Raw genomic sequence first — 21,156 nt, forward strand, 5'->3', positions numbered from 1 at the left:
CCCGCTCCCGGCCGTGGCTGCTCAGGCCACCCCGCGCGGCCGGAACTGGACGCTGATCCGCGGCCCCACCGGCCGGGCGGTCTTGGCGATCGCGTGCTCCCACGTCCGCTGGCACGACCCGCCCATGACCAGCAGGTCCCCGTGCCCGACAGGGTGGCGGACGACGGGCCCGCCGCCCCCGCGCGGGCGCAGCAGCAGCGTCCGGGGCTCGCCCACCGAGACGATCGCGACCATGGTGTCCTCGCGGTCCCCGCGCCCGATCCGGTCACCGTGCCAGGCCACGCTGTCGCGCCCGTCCCGGTAGTAGCAGAGCCCCAGGGTCCGGAACGGCTCGCCCAGTTCCTCCGCGTAGTGCGCGCTCAGCGCCGCCCGGGCCGCGCCCAGCAGCGGGTGCGGCGGCGCGTCGCGCTCCCCGTAGGACGCGAGCAGCCGTGGCACCTCCACCACCCGTTCGTACATCTCCCGCCGCTCGGCCCGCCACGGCACCTCGGCCGCCAGCTGTTCGAACAGCCCGGTCGCCCCGTGCACCCACCCGGGCAGCAGGTCCACCCAGGCGCCGGCGCCCAGGACCTCCCGCCGTACCCCCGTGAGAGGCCCCAGCGCGGCCCCGCCCCCGTCGGCGTCGTCGAACAGCGAGGGCTGGAGGTGCAGGGTGCTCGGCATGGCTCCAGCCTACGCCGTTATCGAACGTATGCTCGAACAGTTTCCTCGGGTGCGGGTTCCCGCCGTGGGGGCCTCCCTCGCCGCCTGCTTCACGAGGGCGGCGAGCCGCGCTTCGACCTCGGCCGTCACCGGGTGAGCGCGAAGGCGTTCGCCCACCTGGCGCCGTCGCCGAGCTCCGTCTGGTCGCGGCCAGTGGGTGAGCGGGGGCGCCGGGGAAATCGCCGCGCGGGTGGTGGCGAAGAGCCTCTTCGGAGGGCTCGACGCGCTCCCCGGCTGTTCTATTTCTGACATGCGGCGGTCGAATAGCGGTGATATGACTCGTTTGTCCGCCGCCCACCTCCGGGCGGCGCGGTTCACCGCGTGGCCACCGACGGTCGGTCGGCCGGCGGGAGGAGGACACCGTGGACGACTACCCGTTGCTCAACCTGTTCTGGACGATGCTGGAGCTCTTCCTCTTCATCCTCTGGTTCTTCCTGCTCTTCAAGATCATCTCGGATATCTTCCGCAGTCATGACATGGGCGGTTGGGGCAAGGCCGGCTGGCTGATCTTCGTGATCCTGCTGCCCTTCCTCGGCGTCTTCGTCTACCTGATCGTGCGCGGCAGATCGATGGGCGAGCGCGACCTGGAGCAGGCGAAGCAGGCCGACGCCGCCTTCAAGGCGTACGTCAAGGAGGCGGCCGCCGGTGAGGGCGGCGGTACCGGTGCCGGTACCGCCGGCGGGGCGGGGAGCCATGTCGACGAACTGGCCAAGCTCGCCGGCCTCAGGAGCAGCGGGGCGATCTCCGAGGAGGAGTTCCGGAAGGCGAAGGAGATCCTGCTCTCCTGACGCCGGGCCGCACCGGCGGGTCGTGGGCATCGCGCCGCGGCCCGCCGGTGCCGTCCGTCGACGGGCGGTGCGCCGTGCGCCGTGTGTCGTGCGCCGTGCGTGCCGTGGGTGCGGACGCGCCGCCGCCCCGGTCCCGGGCGGGCGGTGCCCGGGGCCGGGGTCCGGGGCCGGTTCAGACCTTGGCCCGCCGACGGGCGAGGAAGTACCCGATGACCAGCCCGACGGCCAGCGTCACGGTGAGGACCGCCCACAGCGGCAGGGTGACGGTGGCGATCCAGAGGGTGATGGAGACCGATCCGGTATTGGCTGCGATGAACCAGATGGCCAGCACCGCGAGGACGGCGACCGCGATCGTACGCATCCGCACCTCGCGGCCCTTGACCGTGACGGTCGGCGGAGCGTGCGGCGGAGGAGTGTTCTGCGCCATGTCCCCAGTATGGTGCGACCCGCCGACCGGGGCCCGTTCGGAGCAATCCGGCCGCCGGCTCTCCGCCCGCCGACCGCCCGGCCCGGCCTCCCCGTGTCGCGCCGGGCGCCCGGCGCTGCCCCGGCTCGACCGGTCGTCGTCGCTCGTTGTCGCGGGCGCGGTCGAGTGGTGCAAGGGTTCCGCCGGGTCCGTCTCCCGTTGCCGCCCACTCGATTTCTGACCAGGCGTGATGTCCTGCTACTGTTCTTCCCGTCGAGAGGAAATGATCTCTCGGTCAGGCGTCAGAGGTGCTACTGGAGCACGTCCTACTTTCAGTAGGAAGAGTCCGTTCGACCCGGGCCTGGCGCTCCATTCCAAGGCGGCCGCTCCCCATCGGGGGGCGGCCGCCTTGTTCGTTCCCTCGGACCGCCGGACTGCCGGACTGCCGGACTGCCGGACTGCCGGGCTGCCGGACTGCCCCGGGGGTCGGCGCCGACCGGACGGGGCGCCCTCTCTCCGACTGCCGCCACTTCGTCGCCCAGGGTGGCGGCAGCGTCCGGCCGAACGAGTCGATCTCATGGGCCCGCGCGCGGTCGGCCACGTGATCATCCTGATCGCCCGCTGCCCCGGCGCGGTGGCCGGACGGCACCTCGGTGGGGCGAGCGTGGCGTGATGCGGCCCTACCGCACATCCCGTCCGAAACCCTCCGTCGTGGCCGACAACCGGCCAAGGTCGCGCCCCTGGTCGCCTCCCGGGCTGTTCGGCAGCCGGTCGCCCGGCCAGCGGCTTCGCCGTGAGCGGCGATCTGACGATGCGTCACAGGATGGCTGAAAGTGGCCTGCTGCGGTGTGAATATGCCATTGGAATGTTCGTCATATGGAATCCGGCAGTAGCCTTCCGTGTCGAAGCCGCCACTGGTCGTGGTGGACCGGCCGGTGCCGACCGAGCGCTCCCGGCCGTACCGAACCCTCCGAAGGAGCCCGAGTGCCGGGTATCGACGAATGCCTCTCCGGGGCGATGGCGATCGCCGGTGCCCGGGCTGCCAGTCTGATCGACTGGAGCAGCGGGCTCGCCCTCGGCAGCATCGGGATCAGCCCCAGTGGGGACCACGACACCTCGGCCGCCGAAGCAACCGACCTGGTACGGGCGGCTGTTGAGAGCCAGACCTTCACCGGGGCGGAGGACCGGCAAGCGCCGTTGCAGGACATCATCGTCACTGCGGGCCGCAGTTACCACCTGTTGTGCTTCATTGACACCGTCTTCGACAGCCGGCTCGTCCTGCATCTCTGGCTCGACCGGACCGAGGGCAACCTGGCTGCGGCGCGCTACCGCCTCCAGGGCCTCGCTGAGGAACTGGTGCTCGGATGACGAACACGATCGTGAATCCGGCCACCCCTTCGGCCTCGGTCGGTCCCGCGAACTGCGCGGATGTCCGTCCGGCCCCCGCCGTCGTGTTTCGGCCGTCCGGGCGGAAGCCTGTCGCCCACCGGCGGTCGGCATGAGCGGCCTCGTCCTGCCCCCGGTGGGCGTCCTCCCCCCGGGGCGGCTCGGGCGGAACCCGGGCGAGGCGGTCACCAGGCTCGCCGAGGGCCGGTTGACCGGCGTTCTGCGCGGGCCCGCGGGGGCTCTCTACTTCGCCGACGGACTGGTGGTGCACGCCGAGTCCGACCACAGCCCCGATCTGGCCGCCCTGTTGACCGGGTGCGGCCGGATCACCCCGGAGGCGTGGCGGGACACCGTCCGGAGCTTCGGCCCCCAGTGCCGGGTCGGCGAGGCGCTGGTGGAACAACGCAGCCTCAGTCGGGGCGAGTTGGAGATCTGCCACCTCGGTGCGCTGTACGACGCCGCGTTCTTCGTCCTGGACTGCGCCGGTGCCGCGTCCTGGAACGCCGCCGCCTGGGCCTCCGGTGCGGCGGAGGCGGCCGGATCGGTCGGGGCGGCCGCAGCGGCCCGGCCGGGCGCGCTCGCCGGACCGTCGACGGCGGGGTGCTGGTCCTTCGAATCCGGCGTGCGGCACTGGCTCGGACCGGTCTCGGCGGTCAGCGCCTTCCGGCTCTGCCGGGAGGTCGACCGCCGCCGTCGGTTGCTCGAACGGATCTGGCCGTGGCCTCAAGTCGACACCGCGCTGGTCCGCCCGGTGGCCTGCGAAGCGGGCGGGGCCGGCGGTGCTGTCGGCGCTGCCGGGGCTGTCGCCGCTCGGGAGCCCGACGGGTTCCGTGCGGCGCCCGGGGTTCACGAGGGGCACGTTGTCGGTGAGGTTCATGACACCCACGAGGCCCGTGCGGCACGGGAGTTCGGGGAGCGACGACCAGCTGTCGAGGGCGGCCGGGCCGATCGGGAGGTGTGGGCGGCGGCGCCCACCCGGGTGGTCCGCCGCCGGCCGAGCCGGCACCAGCGTGAGTTGCTCGACCACGTGGACGGCCGAAGAACCCCGGCGGAGCTGGCCCGGCTGCTCGGGCGCTCGGCCTTCGCGACCACGGCGGACATCCGCCGGCTCGCCGCCGCCGGGCTGCTCGCCACCCCCGGAGGTGCTGTCCCTGGCGGCGGTGCCCCTGGCAGACCCGCCCCGGGAGGCGGTACCCCTGGACGCGCCGCGCCTCGGCACGCCGCCCAGGCACCGGTAGCGCCCGGTACGGCTGCGCCCGGTACCGCTGCGCACGTCTCCGCCGGGCACGCGCCGGCCGGAGCCGGGGCGCTCGGGGGCCGGCCGGCCGCCGCGACCGTGCCGGCCGGGCGGTCCGCTGCCGGTCACCCGCCGGCCGGCCGTACCGGTGGGCTGCACCGCCGCGTCCCCGGGGCCGCGCTGGCCGGGCTCGTCCCGGCGGGGGCCACCCACTCCGCCGCCCTTCCACCGACCCCGGCAGCGACCCACCCGCTGACCGTTCCAGACCCGGACATCGCGCTGCTGACCCGGGTCCGAGACCTTCTGGAGGCCCGACTTTGAACCTCTCTCCGCCCGCGACTCCGTCCTCACGGCCATGAGGCGGGCGCTCAAGCAGCGTGTCGGAAGGAGACAACTGATCGCCTTGGAGACCGAGCTGCTGGCCGAACTCCGCGCCCTCAAGCATCGGGTACCGCATCTCGCGGGCGGGCTGGTGGCCAGCGTGGACGGCCTGCTGGTCGCCCACGACACCCACGGGACCGAACCCTCGGGCCTGGCGGCGATGACGGCGGCCTCCCTCGGCCTGGCGCAGCGGCTCGCCGACACGACCGGGCAGGGCGACTTCCGGGAGTCGCTGGTCCGCGGCGAGCACGGCTACGTCGCCACCTACGCGGCCGGCGGAAGCTGTGTGCTGACCCTCCTGGCGCACCCGGACGTGAACGTGGGCCGGCTGCACCTGGAGGCCAGGCGCTCCGCCGGGCGCATCGCCGAGCTCCTCGCCGACTCCCTCGCGCCCAAGGACGTGCGGGAGTCCAAGGAGGTGGGCTGACCGCCCGCCGCCCGAAGCACCACCCGGCGCCCCGACGACCCGGCGACCTGTCGACGACAGACCGGTCGATGGACAGATCTGTCGACGGGCCGACCTGTCGACGTGTCGACTTCCGACTTTCCCCACCTATCGACGTCCCACCGATCCCCAACCCACGAACGAACCGGAGAAACCGACATGACGGACGCAGCAGGCGCGCTCAAGCAGACCATGACCGTGATCGAAGGCGCCCTCGGTGCCGCACTGGTGGACTACAACAGCGGCATGGCACTCGCCACCCTCGACGGCCCCGGCGGGCTGGACCTCAACGTGGCCGCCGCCGGCAACACCGACGTGGTCCGGGCCAAGATGCGCACGATGGACATGCTGGGCCTGCAGGACGGCATCGAGGACATCCTCATCACCCTCAGCAGCCAGTACCACCTGATCCGACCGCTCACCGGCCGCAGCGGCAAGGGCCTCTTCCTCTACCTCGCGCTGGACAAGAGCCGGGCCAACCTGGCGATGGCCCGCCACCAGCTGACGAAGATCGAGGCCGACATGGAGGTCTGACCCGCTCCGGGGCCCGGAACGGCCCGGAGCCCTCGGCGAGGTCCGGTCGACCCGTCCGTGGCACGGACCCTGCGTCGCGCGGCGCAGGGTCCGGCCCGGCCGTCGGTCCGGCCGCCGGTCCCGCCGCCGGTCGCGGGTGCGGCCCGCTCAGCGGTCCGGGCCGCCCGTCCAGGCCACCTCGCCACCCGCCAGCCCGGAGCAGACGACCCCCTCGGGGGTGAGCACCGTCCAGGGCGCGACCACGGCGTGCGGCGGCACGGACAGGACGGTGTCGCCGTCGAAGACCAGCTCCAGCCCGCCGGCCGGGGTCACCCGGGCGGTTGCCACCGTCCGGCCGACCAGGGCGAGCAGCCGGACGGTCGGGCGGACGGCCGGCGCGGGGTAGTAGTGCTCCACCCCGGACGGCCCGGCGAAGCGGAACTCGTGCGTCACCCGGACGGTCACCGGCCCGTCCAGGTCGATGTCGAGCCGCCCGCCGCCGCGGACCGACTCCACCCGACGGCCGGCCAGGACGTCCGTGATCCCGTTCTCCATGCCTCCAGTGTGGACCGGGGCCACCGGTCGGGCCGCCCGGTCAGCGCACCGGTCGGCCCTCGACCAGCTCGGCCGGTCCGCCGGAGCCGCCGCGGGCGGCGAGCGCGGCGGCAGTACGCGACCAGGACGGGGCGGACAGCAGCGCGCGCGCCTCGGCCGGGTCGCAGAGCCGCCATTCGACCAGTTCGTCCTCGGGCAGCGTGATCGAGGCGAGGCGCTCGTCCGACGCGGTCCCGCCGTCGAACAGGTAGACGAGTACGGCGGTGTCCCGGTCGTGAGCCGGGTCCGCGCCCCGGCCGGGCAGCCAGTCGAGGGCCAGCAGCCGGCCCGGCTCGTACTCCCAGCCGAGCTCCTCGCGGATCTCCCGCCGGGCCGCCGCCCGGGGCAGCTCCCGGTCGGCCTCGATCCCGCCGCCCGGCAGCGTCCAGTACGGCTCCTCGCCGCCGCCCGGCCACGGCCGCAGGCGTACCAGCAGGACCCGCCCGGTCGTGTCGGTGAAGACGGCCCGGGCCTTCGCTCGGATCCGCGGCCGGCTGGCGATGTAGCCCGCCCGGTCCATCGGGGGAGCCGGCGGCTCGACAGCCGTCCCGGTGGTGTCCCCGGTGAGCGTCAGACCCGCCAACCGGGTGTACTCCGGCGGTGGTTCGACCGTCAGATGCTCCAGGGTGTGCCCGGCCGGGTGGCTGTCCTCCAGCTCCAGCGGACCGGCCGAGCGCGGCGCCCGCAGACAGGCGGTGACCCGCCGGGAGAGGCGGGGCGGCAGCGCGTGGGCGGCCTGTTCGTCGGTCAGCCAGGTCCACCCGCCGACCTCGGCGGTGTCCGGAGCGAACGCGGCCGACTGCTCGGGGGTGAGCGGTTCGGCCCAGTAGAGGTGTGCGGCGATCGGCGGGCGGGAATCGTCGAGTGTCCAGTCGATGCAGGCCAGTGGGCCGAGCACGGGCGTGAACCCGAGCTCCTCGCGGACCTCCCGGACGGCCGTCGCGCGGGGCGACACGTCCTCCGGATCCCAGCCCCCGCCGGGGACGGCCACCGGGTGCTTCCGGTCGTACGGCAGCCGCACCACGAGCACCCGGCCGTCGGCGGACGGGAACAGCACCCCGGCGGCTGCCATCAACTCACGTCCGAAGTCACCGCTCTGTTGGTCCGTCATCGTTCCGACTCCCTCCTCGACCCGGGCGGGTCGATCCGCCCGCTGCTCACCACGACACCTCACTGGCTCCGAACGGTTCCCCGCCGGTCACCGCGGCGAACGGGCGTACCGGCGGTACCCGCCGTAGCGGTCCGTCCGGCGGTGAGGCGCGATCACGTCGGCGGGTCGCCGTGCGGCCCGGCCGGCGCGAGCGCGTCGACCGGTCCGCGTGGCTCCGCGTCGACCGGTGCGAGCGCGCCGAGCGCGGCCGCCGCCGCCCGGGCCATCCGCTCGTCGTGGCGGCCGGTGGCGCCGCGCAGGCGTGCCCAGCCTTCGACGGCGGCCAGCGCGAGCAGGCCGGGGAGCAGGTCCGTGCTGCGTTCGGCGACCCAGCTGGTGCCGCGGGTGGCCATCCACCAGAGGTCGGTGACGGCGCCCGGGGGCGGGTCGACGGGACCGCCGGCGGGGGCCGGACCGAGCGGCCGGCCGGCGGCCGCGAGCAACTCGTGGAAGCCCCGGGCGATCAGCCGGTGCCCCTCGGCGCTGGGGTGGAGCCGGTCCACGCTCAGCAAGCCGCGCCGCGCCGTCCAGGGCAGGCCGGCGACGTGCAGGTGGAGGGCGCGGTGGCGCGCGGAGAGGGCGTGCACCACGGTGTTCACCGCGTCCATCCGGCGGGCCAGTGGCCGGGCCAGCGGCCGTGGCAGTCGCAGCAGCGTGCCCGGGTCGGGCAGGCACGCGGTGAGCACCAGGGCGCCGCCGCGGGAGAGTTCGCGGAGCGTGGTGTCCAGCTCCCGGGCGGTGCGGCCGATGTCGAACCCCGACCGCAGGGTGTCGTTGCCCCCGACCACCACGGCGGCCAGCCGGGGGCGCAGCACCAGCGCGGCGGGCAGCTGCTCGGTCGTCAGATCGGTGGTGCGGGCCCCGCTCCGCGCGAGGTTGGTGAACTCGACGCCGACCCCCGGCGGAGCCAGTGAGCCGGAGAGCAGCGCCGCCCAGCCCCGCCAGCCGCCGGTGACCGGGTCACCGACGCCCTCCGTGAGGGAGTCGCCGAGGGCCACGAACCGCACCGGCTCGACGGCGCTCCCGGCACCCGCGTTCCGCTCTCCGCGCACGCCGCCCGGGGTCACCGCCGTCAGGGGCGGGGGCTCCTGGGGCACCGCCTCCGGGCGCGCCGTGCCCGGGAGCGTCTCGCCACCCTCGTCCCCCACCACGGCCGTGCTCATCGCGCCTCCTCCGCCCGGGCGGCCGGGGAGACCGCCCGGTCCCGCACCCGCTCCTGGGCCCGGGCCTGCCCGCGGTCCGGCGTCCCGAGCGGCGCCGGCACCACGCCCGCCGCACGGTGCGCGGCGAGGAAGGCCGCCACCGCGGCGGGCCAGCCGTACTGTTCGGCCCGGGCGCGGGCGGCGGCGCGGCGCTCCTCCTCGGGGCGTGCGAGCAGCTCACGCGTCGCCCCCGCGAATCCCGCGCCGGTGTCGTCGGCCGCGACACCGGCCGGGCCCACCAGGGCGGGAAGCGCCGAGGACCGGCTGACCGCGACCGGCGTGCCGCACGCCAGCGCCTCCAGCGCGGCCAGCCCGAAGGTCTCGACCGGCCCGGGGGCGAGCACCACGTCGGCGCAGCCGAGCAGCCGGGCCAGAGCGCCCCGCCCGGCCACGTGCCCGACGAAGCGCACCGGCAGCCGGAGCCGCCCGGCCCGGGTGGCCAGCCGCGACCGGAGCGGTCCGGTGCCGGCCACCACCAGGACGGCCGGCAGCCCGGCCGAGGACAGCTCGGCGAGGGCGTCGACGGCGCGCTCGGGGTGCTTCTCCGCCGAGAGGCGGGAGCAGAGCACCAGCAGCGCCTGCCCCGGGTCCGCGTAGCGCGCCCGCTCGTCCGCCCGCTCGGCGGCCGTGAGGGGGCGCATGGCGGTCAGGTCCACCCCCAGCGGTGCCTGAGCGAGGTTTCGTACGCCCAGGCGGCGGAACTCGGCGGCCGCCCAGTCGGTGGTGCAGACCACGGTGTCGTAGGACCGGGCGGTGCGGAGGTTGAGCCGGTCGGCGGCCGCGGTGGCGAGCGGGCCGGGCAGGCCCCAGGTGCGGAGCAGCCCGGCGGTGCTCTCGTGCGACACCATGACCGAGCGCAGGCCGTGGCGCCGGGCCCAGCCGCCGGTCCAGCGCAGCGTCGTGCGGTCGGAGACCTCCAGTCGGTCCGGCGCCAGACGGGTCAGCTCGTGGGCGAGCGCCCGCCGGTCGGTGAGCAGCCGGTAGCCGCCGCTGCCGGGCAGCACCGGTCCGGGCAGGGTGACCACCAGCCCCTGCCCGGTCTCCTCCTCCGTCCGCCGCTCGCCGGGGACGACCAGCACCGGTGTGTGGCCGGCGGACCGGTAGCCCTCGCCGAGGTGGCGCAGGGCCGTGCGCAGTCCGCCCGAGACCGGAGTGACGAAGTTCGCCACCCGGACGATCCGGAGCGAGGCTCCGTGGTCGGTCATGCCGGGAGCTCCTCCGCCACCGGGGCGCCCTCGGCGGGGCGCACCTGGTCGGCCGTCGGGGCCGCGCCCTCGTGGCCCGGTCCGGTCGCACCCGTGACCTCGGCCACCGCGGTGCCGCGGTGCTCGGCCAGCACCTCCGCGTAGTGCCCCAGCAGGAGGTCCCCGACCGCCTCCCAGGTGCGGGCCGTCACGTCCGCCCGCCCGGCCCGCCCGTAGGCGGCCCGCAGCTCGGCGTCGCCGGCCAGCGTGGTGACCGCCCGGGCCACCGCCGCGCCGTCCCTCGGCGGCACCAGCAGGCCGGTCCGGCGGTGGCCGACCAGGTCCAGCGGCCCCCCGGCGGCCGGGCCGACCACCGGGACCCCGCTGGCCATCGCCTCCTGGATGGTCTGGCAGAAGGTCTCCAGCGGGCCGGTGTGCACGAACACGTCCAGGGTGGCGAAACAGCGCGCCAGCTCCTCCCCGGTCCGCCGGCCGAGGAAGACCGCGCCGGGCATCGCGGCCTTCAGCCCCGGCGCGGACGGTCCGTCGCCGATCACCACGACCCGTACCCCGGGCAGCGCCGAGGCGCTCGCCAGCAGGTCGACCCGCTTCTCGGGCGCGAGCCGCCCGACGTACCCGACCAGCACCTCCCCGCCGGGCGCGAGGGCCCGGTGCAGCGTCTCGTCACGGTGGCGCGGGTGGAAGCGGACCGAGTCCACCCCGCGCGGCCAGAGCCGCACCCGCGGCACGCCGTGGGCGGTGAGGTCCTGCGCCGCCGGGGTGGAGGGCGCGAGGGTGCGGGCGGCGGCACGGTGGACGGTCCGGATCCGGTGCCAGGCCGCGGCCTCGCCCAGCCCGCGGCCCGCGCGGTAGGCGTGCGCGTACCCGGCGAGGTCGGTCTGGTAGACGGCGACGGCGGGAACACCCAGCCGGGCGGCGGCCTGCATCCCGCGCGCGCCGAGCACGAACGGGCTGGCCAGGTGGACGATGTCGGGCCGGTGACCGGCGATCGCGGCCGTCAGCTGCCGGCCGGGCAGCGCGATCCGGACCTGCGGGTAGCCCGGCAGCGGGACGGACGGGACGCGGACCACGGGCAGCTCGGCCGCCCCCGTCCCGCCGCCGAAGACGTGCGGCGGGCACTCGGCCCCCCGCGCGGGTGCCGGGGTGATGACGAGCGGCTGGTGGCCCCGGCGGACCAGATGCTCGGCCGTCCGCAGCACGCTGTGGGCGACTCCGTTGACCTCGGGCGGAAAGGATTCGGTGACGATGACGACGCGCATGCCATCGTTCTGTCCGCGTCCGGCGTGCAGGCGGCCAAAGGGATCTGTCGAACAAACGAACGCGGGTCGGCGATTGTGCCACCGACCCGCGTTTGCGCCCTCACCCGCCCGAAGCGCGGTGCGTCCGCCCTACCGGGCCGGACCGGCCGCCGGCTCCTTGAGCTCCGCGTAGGGCGCGAGCTTCCGGATCGACTCGATGCTCCTGATGCAGTCGTCCCGGCTCTCGTGCGGATCGCCCGTCACGACGACGGTGCCGTTGCTCGCCTTGAGCCGGAACCGGTGCATGCCGGTCTCGTCGGTGTACAGCTCGAACTTCCCTGCCATGGCAGTGTTCGCCTCTCGTTCAGGTAGCCCCCTCGCATCGCAACGTAGAGCCAAATCCCTTCAATGGCACGCCAGATGAGGCGTTCGGGTCTACGCCGAATGGGTCATTGTCGCGCTTGGGTGAGAGGCGTGAGGCCTTGCTTGGGGGTGCGAGGGGGCGGCGACCGGCTTGCCTGGTCGCCGCCCCCTCATTGGGTTTGCTCTGCATCTGCCCTGCTCACATGCAAGCGGAGCTTCGAGATAGGTAGGCATCGCGAGGCTCAGGCGGCAGTGTGGCCGGGTGCACGGGTGGCAGATGGGACGGGATGCGGCTGGCGCCCGCTTTGGCTCTGGACGTCCAGCCTTCGCGTCGCTACGCGCTTCCGGCGTCACTGACACAGCTGATGGACCACGACAGCTCGGAGCCCTGCGAGCGCGGGGCCGATGGGCCGCACAAGCCGGACGGTGTTCGACAACGTTTCGCCGCGCAGGGCGGGCTGATGGTCCGTAGGGCAATGCACCCGCGCTGTCGTAGGGCCGGCGTGGGGGCAGTGGTCCTCAGTATGCTCAGGGTTTCTGACACGGGCCCGCTGGCCGCTTCCGACGGTCGGCGTGGTTCCCGGGGGGTGATCTGAATCGATACGCTCGGATCGTGACGACCAGTGGCTTCCTCGTGGTGACGACGACCCACGACGACGAGACGAAGGCCCGCGAGCTGGCCGCGAAGGCGGTCGGGGAGCGCTTGGCCGCGTGCGCGCAGGTCTATCCGATCAGCTCGGTGTACTGGTGGGAGGGCAAGGTGGAGTCCGGTCAGGAGTGGCGGGTCGATTTCAAGACTCGGGCCGATCTGGGCGGCCGGCTCGCCGAGTTCATCGGCGAGCACCACTCCTACGACGTGCCCGAGGTCATCGGGGTCCCGGTGACGGTCGGCTCCGACGGCTACCTGGACTGGATCCGGGCGGAGACGACGGCCTGAGGTCAGATGACGGCGGCCCGGATCTCCTCGCGGAAGGTCCGGGCCTCGCTGTTGCCTTCGGGGAGTTGGTCGGCCAGGGCGAGGAGGCGGACTTTGCCCATGGTGGTCTCGGTCTCGACGGTGGCGGCGAGCGCCTGGCGGCCGACGGAGACGGCCTGCTCGACGTCGCCGGCGGTGAGGTAGCCGGTCGCGACGTCGCCGAGGACGGCGACGCGGACCTTGGTGTCAAGGCCGCCGAGCGTTGCCAGGGTCTCGTCCGCTGCGGCGGTTAGGCCGGGGTGGCGGAGCCACGCGTAGGTGGAGACGCCCATCGACCCGAGGCGGGCCGGGCCGAAGAAGGACACCCAGGCCTGCTCGCCGGCGGGGTCGGCGTAGTCGAAGGCGGTGTTGGCGCGGTCGAGGGCGCGCACCGCGGCCTCCTGGTCGCCCATGGCGGCGGCTTCCTCGGCCTCGCGGGCGCACAGCCAGGACCGGGCGGTGGCGTAGCCCTGGCCTCGGACGTGCTGCTGGGCGGCGGTCAGCATCTCGCGGGCCCGCTCCGGTTCGACGCCGTACGAGGCGTAGCCGAGGACGAGGGCGTTGACGGCGCCGTGGCCCGCCTGGCGGCCGGCGAAGCTGGCGGTGGAGTAGTAGCGGCGGGCGGTGTCGTGGTCGCCGAGATCCCAGTACAGCCAGCCGGCGAGGGCGGCGGTCTCGGCGGCGGCGATTGTTAGGCCACGCCGGTAGGGGCCCGCGTTCGGCAAGACGGTGGTGATGGTGTCGAGGTGCTCGGCGAGCCGGGCGGCGAGAAGCCGGGCGGGCATGTGCTCCTCAGCGGTGAACATCTCGGCGGTGGTGGCTTCGAGCCGGGCGGTGGTCGTCTTGTCGACGGCGCCGCCTTCGAGCGCGGCGGCGAGCCGGCCCCACGGTTGGGAAGCCACTCCCGCCGCGAGCACTGCTCCTATGAATGATCGTCGTTCCACCGGGGGTTCCTCCGTCTCTTGCTCGATCAAGGGGTGCAGCTGAGCCAGGCGCCGGGCCTGACGGGCCCGGATCACGGCTTGCCGCACCTGCTCCAGGTGGAGGCCGTAGGCGTCGGCGATCAGCTGGAAGTCACTCGAAGTGGGGATGCGTGCACCGCTCTCCCAGCGCTTGAGGCGGTCGGGGTCGACGAACCTGCCGCCCTGGAAGCGCTGGATCTCTTCTGCCTGCTCGGGTCTGGTTCGTCCGGCGCGCTTCCGGAGGGCCCGGAGGATTGCACCGATTTCCTGACTACCCATCATGCGGCCTACCCCCGGGCGCCGTTAGATCACTCCTCCATCCTGGCCCCCCAAACTGGCCCCCGCTGAGAAACGCGCCCATCTCTGGCACCTGCGGTTGACGACTGAGAGTCGTTGACTGGTCACAGCGGCCTGGCTAGCCGTCGGAAGCACTCGGGCTGCTGTCGACCCGGCTGATGCCGACCCTGCGTGCGTAAAGCCCCCATGCTCCTCCCGGGCCGCCGACGACACCGGGTCCGGGAGGCCCTTCGCCCGGCCACCGGCCGAGCTCCTGAACTCCTCCCTGACAGTCGGGAGGCGACACCGAATCCGAGCGACGTAGAAGGAGTACCGACATGGTGAACACCACCGTGCTCATGCCGAAGGCCCCGGAGGCCGACCCGTTCGACCTCGACGTGATGGTCACCACCGAGTTGGGCGGCGACCGCCTGCCGAAGGCGTGCGGCACCTCGGACGGATGCGCCTCGACCTGCGCGTCGTCCTGTGCCAGCGCCGTCTGATCCACAACACCGCTGGGGCCGGGGACTTCGTGTCCCCGGCCCCAGCACCACCCCTTTCGGTCCCCGACAGCGGAGGAACGGATGAACGCCCGCTCGCCCTACCAGTACTCCGGTACGGCCCTCCTGCGGGCTGCCGCCGCCCCGCTGGCCCGCGTCCCCGACCGGTGGCCGGAGCCGGCCGACGAGGCGGCATGCCGCGCCTGGCTGGAGGAGGTCTGGTCCGACGCCGGCTTCGCTGCCGCGATCCGCGAGGCCAGCGCAAGTCTGGCCGAGCGCGTCGACGCCATCGCGGCTGGCCGGCCGGTGAAGCCCAAGCAGGTCCGGCGGGCCGCCGTCGCCGCCGCCCGCTACCTGCTGCGGGCCACCGGACGCCCCACCCCGTTCGGCCTGTTCGCCGGAGTCGCCCACGCCGGTGTCGGGCTTGTCCCGGATGTGCGGTGGGGCACCCGGCACCGGCCGGTAGCGCGCGTCGACACCGAGTGGCTGGCGGCGGTCACCGACACCCTGGAGGCCGACCGAGACCTGGTCGAACGTCTCGACGTGGTGTTCAACAACCTCGCCGCCCAGCGCGGCGGACGTCTTCAGATCAACCCGGGTGGCCCGAGCCGGCTGAGCATCCGCCGCACGAGCGTGATCTCCTTCGTGCAGGAGGCCGCCGTGCTCCCCGTGGGCTTCGCGGCCCTCGCCGATAAGCTCGCCGACACCGCCAACGTGCAGCGGGCCAAGGCTGCCGGCCTGCTGGCTGAACTCGTTTGGCGGGGCTTCCTGCTCACTAGCCTCCGCGCTCCGCTGACCGTCACCGATCCGCTCGCGCACGTCCTCGCCCAGCTCTACCGGGTCGACGCCGCGACGCTCCCGGCGACCGCGCCGATCCTGGCCGAACTCGCCGCGATCCGCGACGAGCTGCACCGGCACAACCACGCCGACCTCAGCAGCGACCTCGCCGGAGAGCGCGAGGCGACCCGGCAGCGGATGCGCCGCCTTGCGGCGGAGGGGCGGACGCCGCTGGCCTTGGACCTGGTCCTCGACTGCGACGTCCGGCTGCCCGCCGTCCTCGTCGGGGAACTTGAGCGGGCCGCCGGCGCCCTGCTTCGGCTGACCCGCCAGCCGACCGGTGACGTGGTCTGGCGGAATTACCACTCCGCGTTCTGGGAGCGCTACGGCACCGGCACGCTGGTGCCGCTGGCCGAACTTCTCGACCCTGCCACTGGGCTCGGTTACCCGGCCGAGTACCCAGGCAGCACGATGACCCCTCCTACGCGGGGTCCGAACGGCCGTGACGAGAGGCTGCTCGCGCTGGCCTGGCGGGTGCTTGCCGACGGCGGTCGGGAGATCGTCCTCACCGATGAGGCGATCGCAGCTCTGTCGGGTGACCTGGGCTTCGACGCCCGGCGCGTCGCGCCGCACGTCGAGATCTCCGCCCGTCTCCACGCCGCCGACCTCGATGCTGTCCGTTCCGGGGACTATCGGCTCACGGTGGCACCGGCGCGCGCGGCTGGGACGCTCACGTCGCGGTTCTCCGTCGCCGCGACCGGGGCGGGCCTCGCCGAGGTCTACCGGGGGATTCCGACTCTCGTGGAGGGGGCCCTGCCTGCGCAGTTGTCCTTCCCGCCGCTGTTCCCCCACTCGGAGAACGTCATCCGTGTCCCCGCCTACCTGCCGCACGTCATCTCGTTGGGCGAGCACCGGACCGTGGACCACGGGGTGGAGGTCATCTCGGTGCAGGACCTGGCGGTCACCGCCACCCGCGACCGGCTGTACCTGGTCAGCGTCTCCCGGAATCGTGTCGTCGAGCCGCAGGTGTTCCACGCGCTGGCGCTGGAGAAGCAGACTCCGCCGATCGCCCGGTTCCTCGCGCACCTGACCCGGGCGTTCTCGCCTTCCTGGACCGGCTTCGACTGGGGCCCGCACGCCCGGTCGCTGCCGTACCTGCCCCGGGTGCGCTACGGCAGGACCGTCCTGGCCCCGGCCCGCTGGCTCGTCACCCGCGCGGACCTGGCCGACCTGCCTGGGTGGCGGCACCGCTGGCACTGCCCGGCGCTGGTGGAGCTACGCGACGACGACCGCACTCTGCGGCTGGCCCTGGACGAGCCGTTGCACGTCGCGATCCTGGCTAACCAGGTGGAGAGGGCCGGGCAGGCCTTCCTCACCGAGACCGCTGCCGCCGAGGACTTCGGTTGGCTCGGCGGGCACGCGCACGAGATCGCCGTACCTCTCGCCCGCTCGGGACCGGGCACCTCGTCGCCGTTGGTCGGGCCGCTGCCGAGGATCGACACACGCACTCACGGCACGCTGCCGGGCGTCCCGGCCGGCCGTTGGCTGAACGTAAAGGTCCCCTCCCACCCGGAGTACTTCACCGAGATCATCGCCGCCCATGTGCCCCAGCTCCTCGCCTCCCTGGACCAGCTGGCGTGCTGGTTCGTCCGCTATCGCAGCCCGAACGAGAGCGACCACATCCGCCTTCGATTGCGTCTCCCGGACGGCGGGTTCGAGCAGGTCGCGGAAGCGGTCGGCCAGTGGGGTCAGCGACTGCGGGACGGCGGGCTGGCTGGCGGCCTGTCCTTCGACACGTACGCCCCGGAGATCGGCCGGTATGGCACCGGCCCCGCGCTGGAGGCCGTGGAGGGTGTGTTCACCGCGGACTCCCGCCTGGTGATCGCCCAGCTCCGCCACCTGCCGCCGGCCGCCGTCCACCCGACCGCGCTGGCCGCGCTGAACATGGTGCACATCGCCGAGGGCTTCCTTGGTCCCGGCGTCGCCAGAGGCTGGCTGGCGACCCGGCCCGTTGTATCGGTGGTGGCGGACCGAGTTGTCGCCGATCAGGTCGTCCCGCTGGTTCGCTTCGGCTCGCACACCGACCTGCGGGGCTGGACAGCTGAGGTCGGTGCCGCCTGGCGGGAGCGCGCGATGGCGCTGGCCGCCTACCGGCGGAGCCTGTCCGAGGACACCGACGTGGACGCAGTGCTGGAGTCCCTGCTGCACATGCACCACAACCGGGCCGTTGGCCTCGATCCGGACGGCGAGAAGGTCTGCCGCTACCTGGCCCGGCAGGCTGCCCGCGCCCGGCAGACCGCGATTGGAGGCGAGCGGTGAACCGGGTACAGCAGCCGCCCGCGGTCGACCTGGCGCCGGGCTGGGGCCAGGCTCTGGCCGACGGAGCTGCCGGGAGCGCGCTGGAACAGATCGAGTACGCGCTCTCCGGTGACATCCAGTGGGCGGACGCCCACCAGTGGGTGGCGGCGATGACCCGCCAGCCCGTCACCGCGCTGCCCGACGATGGCCTGTTCAACGGCGCCCCGGCCGTCGGGTTCGTCCTCAACGCGGCCCAGCACCCCTCCTACGGGCGGGCCCTGGCCTCCCTGGACCCGCACATCGACCGGATCACCCGAGCCCGCCTGGTCAGCGCCAACGCCCGGATCGACGCCGGGCTGCTGCCGGAGCTGCGGGAGTGGGACCTCATCAGCGGACTGACCGGCCTCGGCGCCTACCAGCTGGCCCGTCACGGCGACACCGCTCTACTGCGGGACGTCCTGTCCTTCCTGGTCCGCCTGACCGCCCCGGTCACCATCGGCGGCGAGGTACTGCCTGGCTGGTGGTGCGAGAACGGCCCGGCCGACACGCCGTCCCGCCACTGGCCCGGCGGACACGCCAACGCCGGTCTGGCGCACGGTATTTGTGGGCCCCTTGCACTAGTCTCGACGGCGATGAGACACGGCATCGGCGTCCCCGGGCAGGCTGGCACGATCGCCCGCATCTGCGCCTGGCTGGACCAGCATCGCCAAGGCGACGGCGCACGGGCCTGGTGGCCGGGCATGCTCTCCAGGGCCGAATGGAGGGCCGGGAAGGTCAGCCAGGGCGGGCCGCAGCGCCCTTCGTGGTGCTACGGCACTCCCGGTCAGGCCCGAGCCCAGCAGCTCGCCGGTCTCGCCCTCCACGACCCAGACCGGCAGCGGATCGCGGAGGACGCCCTCGTCGGGTGCGTCAGCGACTCCGCCCAGCTGTTCGACCTCACCGACGCAACCGTCTGCCACGGCTGGGCCGGCCTCCTGCTGACCACCTGGCGGGCCGCCGCCGACGCCCGCGACGACCGGCTCGCCCGTCAGCTGCCGAAGTTGCGCGCGTTGATGGACCGCCACCTGCGCGGCGGCGACCAGCTGGAGGGCACCGGACTGCTCGAAGGCACCGCCGGGCTCCGCCTCGCCCAGCACACCACCTCTGTGACCACCCCGCCCGTCTCTCGTTGGGACGCCTGCCTACTCCTGGCCGGCTGACCACGCCCCGCCCCGCTACGAAGGACAGCACCTCGATGAGCACCGCTACCCCCGCCTCCCCGAACACCCTGCGGGACCGGATGGTCGACACCATCGCGGCCGCCCACCCACTGACGGCCGCCGTCGAGAGCGCCCTGCGGTCCGTTCCCCGGCACGAGTTCGTGCCTGACGCCACCGCCGAGCAGGCGTACGCGGACCGGGCCGTGACCATCAAGGCGAACCCGGCCGGCGGCCTGCCGCTCAGCTGCGCATCGGTGCCGTCGCTGGTTGCCGACATGCTGGTGTGGTTGAGGGCGGAGCCCGGCGACACCGTGATGGAGATCGGCGCCGGCACCGGCTGGAACGCTGCCCTGCTGGCCCACCTGGTCGGCCCGGACGGCAAGGTCGTCACCCTCGACATCGATGAGGACGTGACCGCGCATGCCCGTAAGACGCTGGACGCCACCGGAAACACCGCCGTCGTCGTGCTGACCCGGGACGGTGCCCTCGGCGCGCCCGAGCACGGCCACCCCGACCGAATGATCGTCACCGTCGGAGCCTGGGACATCCCCGCGGCCTGGTGGGAGCAGCTGGACCCCGGCGCCCGTCTCGTTGTCCCGCTCAGCTGGCGCGGTCAGGCCCGTTGCCTGGGCCTCGAGCGCCAGGGTGGCCGGATGGTCTCGGATGTCGTCGAGCTGTGCGGCTTCGTGCCCATGCTCGGCCAAGACGGCGAGCGCACCGCCACGATCGACGCTGACGGCCTGGTCGCGCTGCACTTCGACGCAGACCAGTCGATCGACCCTGCGGCCCTTCTGGGTGTCCTCGGCCAGCCGAAGGCCGAGGTCGCCTCCGGGATCACGGTCCGAGGTGACGAGTCGTTCGACGGTGTGTGGCTGCGGCTGAGCGCCACCGACCCGGCCACTTGCCGGATCGAGGCTGACCGGGCCGCCGTCGACAGCGGCCTGTGCAAGCCCGCCATCCCCAGCCGCAGCCCTGCTCTGGCCGAGGGAGAGTCGCTCGCGTACCTCACCTTGACTCGCCGCGAGACCGAAGACGGTGTGCGCTTCGAGCTGGGCGCCGCCGGACACGGCCCGGCCGGTCAGCGCCTTGCCGACCGGCTGTGTGACGAGATCCGCCGCTGGGACACCGCGCGGGACGCCCGGCCTACCGTCACGCTCTACCCGGCCGGGACGACGGACGAGCAGATCGGCAGCCGGTACGTCATCGACAAGCCCAGCATCAGGATGGCCATCGCCTACTGATGCTCTGCCGGACGCGGGGCCGGCGCCCTCCTGGAAGTACCCTCAGCGGCCCCGGGGAATGAATTCCCCGGGGCCGGAGCAACCCCCGCGAGCGCGGGGATTGCTCCGTGCTGTTCGAACTGGCCTGCGAGCACTTGTCATTGGCCCCGTACGTGCGGGAACTGCTCCCTGACCACGGCGCTCGCCGCCTTGTCAGTTTGCGCGGCCTTGTGCCCTTCCTGCCCGTATGCCAAGTGGCCTGGCAGAAGGCCGCTGACCATGGAGTCGGGTCAGTGAGGCATCTCAGGTGGGGCCGCGCTCATGGGAGTCGCTCCATCCTGGCGCACGGTGTCACAGCCGTGTGCGAGTCGCGCCACTTCGGGGCCACTCTCGGTCGTGTCGGCTGACACGGGCGTCGAGCGCTCCGTGTGCGAGGGCGGCCTGCCTCGTCCTATGGTCCGGAATCCCTCTTAGTGTCCTCGGAGGAGGTGCCGGTCGACGCCTCTTGCGCTGGTCGTGGACGTGGATCGTGCCGGGCCGTCTCGCCGACTCCGCTCTCCGACGTGGCGGCGGAATCCTTGGAGGCGGGTCTTCACCTTTCGGTCAGGTAGCCCCCTCGCACCGCAACGTAGGCCCAAGTTCCCACCACCGCATGCCAGATGGGCCAGATGGGTCACCCCCTACCGCGATCGGGCCGAGAGTTTCAGGCCGGTGCTACTCGCGGGTCAGGATGCCGGTGGCCCGGGACGAGCCCCAGTCGAACAGGAGCGTGCCGTCGCTGCGCGGCTCCAGCACGAAGTCGCCGTTCGCGCACGTCGTCCGGGTGTTGCGGGTGACCCTCTCGTGGCCGGTCAGCCGTTTCGGGAGGCGCTCGGTGAGCAGCCAGACCGTGGTGCAGCCGAGCGGTGAGTACTCGGCGTCCGCGAACTCCTCGCCGATCTGCGCGTCACGGATCCGTACGAGGAGGACGTACTTCTCGCGGCCCTGGGTGATGCTCCCGCGCCAGGTCCCGGCCCAGGACGCCGCCGTGGCGGTGGCCGCCGAGCCAGGAGTCGTCGACGCGTACGGGCTCGCCGGTGCCGGGGCGGCGGCGGCCGGCCCGCCGGAGGGCGCCGGGTGCGGGGAGTCGTTCCCCGCAACTGCCACCAGGTCAGGACGGCGGCGACGCCCGCGAGCAGCGTCCCGAGACCGCCGAGGACGGTGGACCAGTGGCCCAGCCAGGCCCGAACGGCTTGCTGCCGTGACCGCCCGGGCGGAGCGCCGGGTCCGCCGCCCGGAGTGTTCCCCGGCCCGCCACCGCCGCCCGGCCCGCCACCGCCGCCCGGCCCGCCACCGCCGCCCGGCCCGCCACCGCCGCCC

At 73.8% G+C, this 21,156-nt stretch carries 20 protein-coding genes; 10 read left to right on the forward strand and 10 right to left on the reverse strand.

The window, feature by feature from the left end; genetic code table 11:
- Positions 1 to 21: 21 nt before the first annotated feature.
- Entirely contained in the window at positions 22 to 663 is a 642-nt protein-coding gene (locus ACFWA9_RS23615; RefSeq protein ID WP_352291701.1) for an alpha-ketoglutarate-dependent dioxygenase AlkB, read from the reverse strand.
- 401 nt (positions 664 to 1,064) lie between these two features.
- Between ACFWA9_RS23615 and ACFWA9_RS23620 the strand changes: the two genes are divergently transcribed.
- A complete protein-coding gene (locus ACFWA9_RS23620; RefSeq protein ID WP_380389541.1) occupies positions 1,065 to 1,490 on the forward strand; it encodes an SHOCT domain-containing protein in 426 nt (141 codons plus the stop codon).
- A 172-nt stretch (positions 1,491 to 1,662) separates the two neighbouring features.
- Here ACFWA9_RS23620 and ACFWA9_RS23625 read toward each other — a convergent pair whose 3' ends face one another.
- A complete protein-coding gene (locus tag ACFWA9_RS23625; protein ID WP_329490947.1) occupies positions 1,663 to 1,917 on the reverse strand; it encodes a LapA family protein in 255 nt (84 codons plus the stop codon).
- A gap of 963 nt (positions 1,918 to 2,880) precedes the next feature.
- Here ACFWA9_RS23625 and ACFWA9_RS23630 point away from each other — a divergent pair.
- From ACFWA9_RS23630 to ACFWA9_RS23645, 4 genes are all read left to right on the forward strand, one after another.
- Positions 2,881 to 3,264 (forward strand): hypothetical protein, encoded by a 384-nt coding sequence (locus ACFWA9_RS23630; RefSeq protein ID WP_329490948.1) that lies wholly within the window; start codon positions 2,881 to 2,883, stop codon positions 3,262 to 3,264.
- A gap of 130 nt (positions 3,265 to 3,394) precedes the next feature.
- Positions 3,395 to 4,840 carry a hypothetical protein gene (locus tag ACFWA9_RS23635; protein WP_380389543.1) on the forward strand — a complete coding sequence of 482 codons (1,446 nt, stop codon included), beginning with the start codon at positions 3,395 to 3,397 and terminating at the stop codon, positions 4,838 to 4,840.
- A gap of 82 nt (positions 4,841 to 4,922) precedes the next feature.
- A complete protein-coding gene (locus tag ACFWA9_RS23640; protein ID WP_329490950.1) occupies positions 4,923 to 5,327 on the forward strand; it encodes a roadblock/LC7 domain-containing protein in 405 nt (134 codons plus the stop codon).
- A 177-nt stretch (positions 5,328 to 5,504) separates the two neighbouring features.
- Entirely contained in the window at positions 5,505 to 5,879 is a 375-nt protein-coding gene (locus tag ACFWA9_RS23645) for a hypothetical protein (protein ID WP_329490951.1), read from the forward strand.
- A 147-nt stretch (positions 5,880 to 6,026) separates the two neighbouring features.
- Here ACFWA9_RS23645 and ACFWA9_RS23650 read toward each other — a convergent pair whose 3' ends face one another.
- The 6 genes from ACFWA9_RS23650 to ACFWA9_RS23675 all read right to left on the reverse strand — a co-directional run bounded on the left by ACFWA9_RS23650 (position 6,027) and on the right by ACFWA9_RS23675 (position 11,592).
- A complete protein-coding gene (locus ACFWA9_RS23650) occupies positions 6,027 to 6,413 on the reverse strand; it encodes a DUF6188 family protein (RefSeq protein WP_380389545.1) in 387 nt (128 codons plus the stop codon).
- A 40-nt stretch (positions 6,414 to 6,453) separates the two neighbouring features.
- On the reverse strand, positions 6,454 to 7,563 hold the full coding sequence (locus ACFWA9_RS23655; RefSeq protein WP_380389546.1) for an NUDIX domain-containing protein: 1,110 nt from the start codon (positions 7,561 to 7,563) through the stop codon (positions 6,454 to 6,456).
- A gap of 152 nt (positions 7,564 to 7,715) precedes the next feature.
- Complete coding sequence (locus ACFWA9_RS23660; RefSeq protein WP_380389548.1) at positions 7,716 to 8,765, reverse strand: SGNH/GDSL hydrolase family protein; 1,050 nt, start codon at positions 8,763 to 8,765, stop codon at positions 7,716 to 7,718.
- Positions 8,762 to 10,009, reverse strand: coding sequence for a glycosyltransferase (locus ACFWA9_RS23665; RefSeq protein WP_380389550.1), 1,248 nt, complete (start codon positions 10,007 to 10,009; stop codon positions 8,762 to 8,764). The genes ACFWA9_RS23660 and ACFWA9_RS23665 overlap by 4 nt, the downstream gene beginning before the upstream one ends.
- Positions 10,006 to 11,268: a glycosyltransferase family 4 protein gene (locus tag ACFWA9_RS23670; RefSeq protein WP_380389552.1), complete on the reverse strand. Its 1,263-nt coding sequence runs from the start codon at positions 11,266 to 11,268 to the stop codon at positions 10,006 to 10,008. The genes ACFWA9_RS23665 and ACFWA9_RS23670 overlap by 4 nt, the downstream gene beginning before the upstream one ends.
- Positions 11,269 to 11,397: 129 nt before the next feature.
- Complete coding sequence (locus ACFWA9_RS23675; RefSeq protein ID WP_380389554.1) at positions 11,398 to 11,592, reverse strand: YegP family protein; 195 nt, start codon at positions 11,590 to 11,592, stop codon at positions 11,398 to 11,400.
- Between the two features lie 631 nt (positions 11,593 to 12,223).
- On the opposite strand from ACFWA9_RS23675, the gene cutA reads away from it, so the two are divergent.
- On the forward strand, positions 12,224 to 12,547 hold the full coding sequence (gene cutA, locus ACFWA9_RS23680) for a divalent-cation tolerance protein CutA (protein WP_380389555.1): 324 nt from the start codon (positions 12,224 to 12,226) through the stop codon (positions 12,545 to 12,547).
- 2 nt (positions 12,548 to 12,549) lie between these two features.
- Here cutA and ACFWA9_RS23685 read toward each other — a convergent pair whose 3' ends face one another.
- Positions 12,550 to 13,809, reverse strand: coding sequence for a helix-turn-helix domain-containing protein (locus tag ACFWA9_RS23685; protein ID WP_380389557.1), 1,260 nt, complete (start codon positions 13,807 to 13,809; stop codon positions 12,550 to 12,552).
- A gap of 332 nt (positions 13,810 to 14,141) precedes the next feature.
- Between ACFWA9_RS23685 and ACFWA9_RS23690 the strand changes: the two genes are divergently transcribed.
- The 4 genes from ACFWA9_RS23690 to fxlM all read left to right on the forward strand — a co-directional run bounded on the left by ACFWA9_RS23690 (position 14,142) and on the right by fxlM (position 19,818).
- Positions 14,142 to 14,306 (forward strand): FxLD family lanthipeptide, encoded by a 165-nt coding sequence (locus ACFWA9_RS23690; RefSeq protein ID WP_352297564.1) that lies wholly within the window; start codon positions 14,142 to 14,144, stop codon positions 14,304 to 14,306.
- 81 nt (positions 14,307 to 14,387) lie between these two features.
- Positions 14,388 to 17,399: a lantibiotic dehydratase gene (locus ACFWA9_RS23695; RefSeq protein ID WP_380389558.1), complete on the forward strand. Its 3,012-nt coding sequence runs from the start codon at positions 14,388 to 14,390 to the stop codon at positions 17,397 to 17,399.
- The gene (locus ACFWA9_RS23700) at positions 17,396 to 18,577 is read left to right on the forward strand and encodes a lanthionine synthetase C family protein (protein ID WP_380389560.1); all 1,182 of its coding nucleotides are present in this window, start codon (positions 17,396 to 17,398) and stop codon (positions 18,575 to 18,577) included. The genes ACFWA9_RS23695 and ACFWA9_RS23700 overlap by 4 nt, the downstream gene beginning before the upstream one ends.
- Before the next feature lie 35 nt (positions 18,578 to 18,612).
- Complete coding sequence (gene fxlM, locus ACFWA9_RS23705; protein WP_380389562.1) at positions 18,613 to 19,818, forward strand: methyltransferase, FxLD system; 1,206 nt, start codon at positions 18,613 to 18,615, stop codon at positions 19,816 to 19,818.
- 693 nt (positions 19,819 to 20,511) lie between these two features.
- On the opposite strand, the gene ACFWA9_RS23710 is transcribed toward fxlM, so the two are convergent.
- Positions 20,512 to 20,943 (reverse strand): hypothetical protein, encoded by a 432-nt coding sequence (locus ACFWA9_RS23710; protein ID WP_380389564.1) that lies wholly within the window; start codon positions 20,941 to 20,943, stop codon positions 20,512 to 20,514.
- Positions 20,944 to 21,156 lie beyond the last annotated feature (213 nt).

This window comes from Kitasatospora sp. NPDC059973 (assembly GCF_042737525.1).
Lineage (GTDB): Bacteria > Actinomycetota > Actinomycetes > Streptomycetales > Streptomycetaceae > Kitasatospora.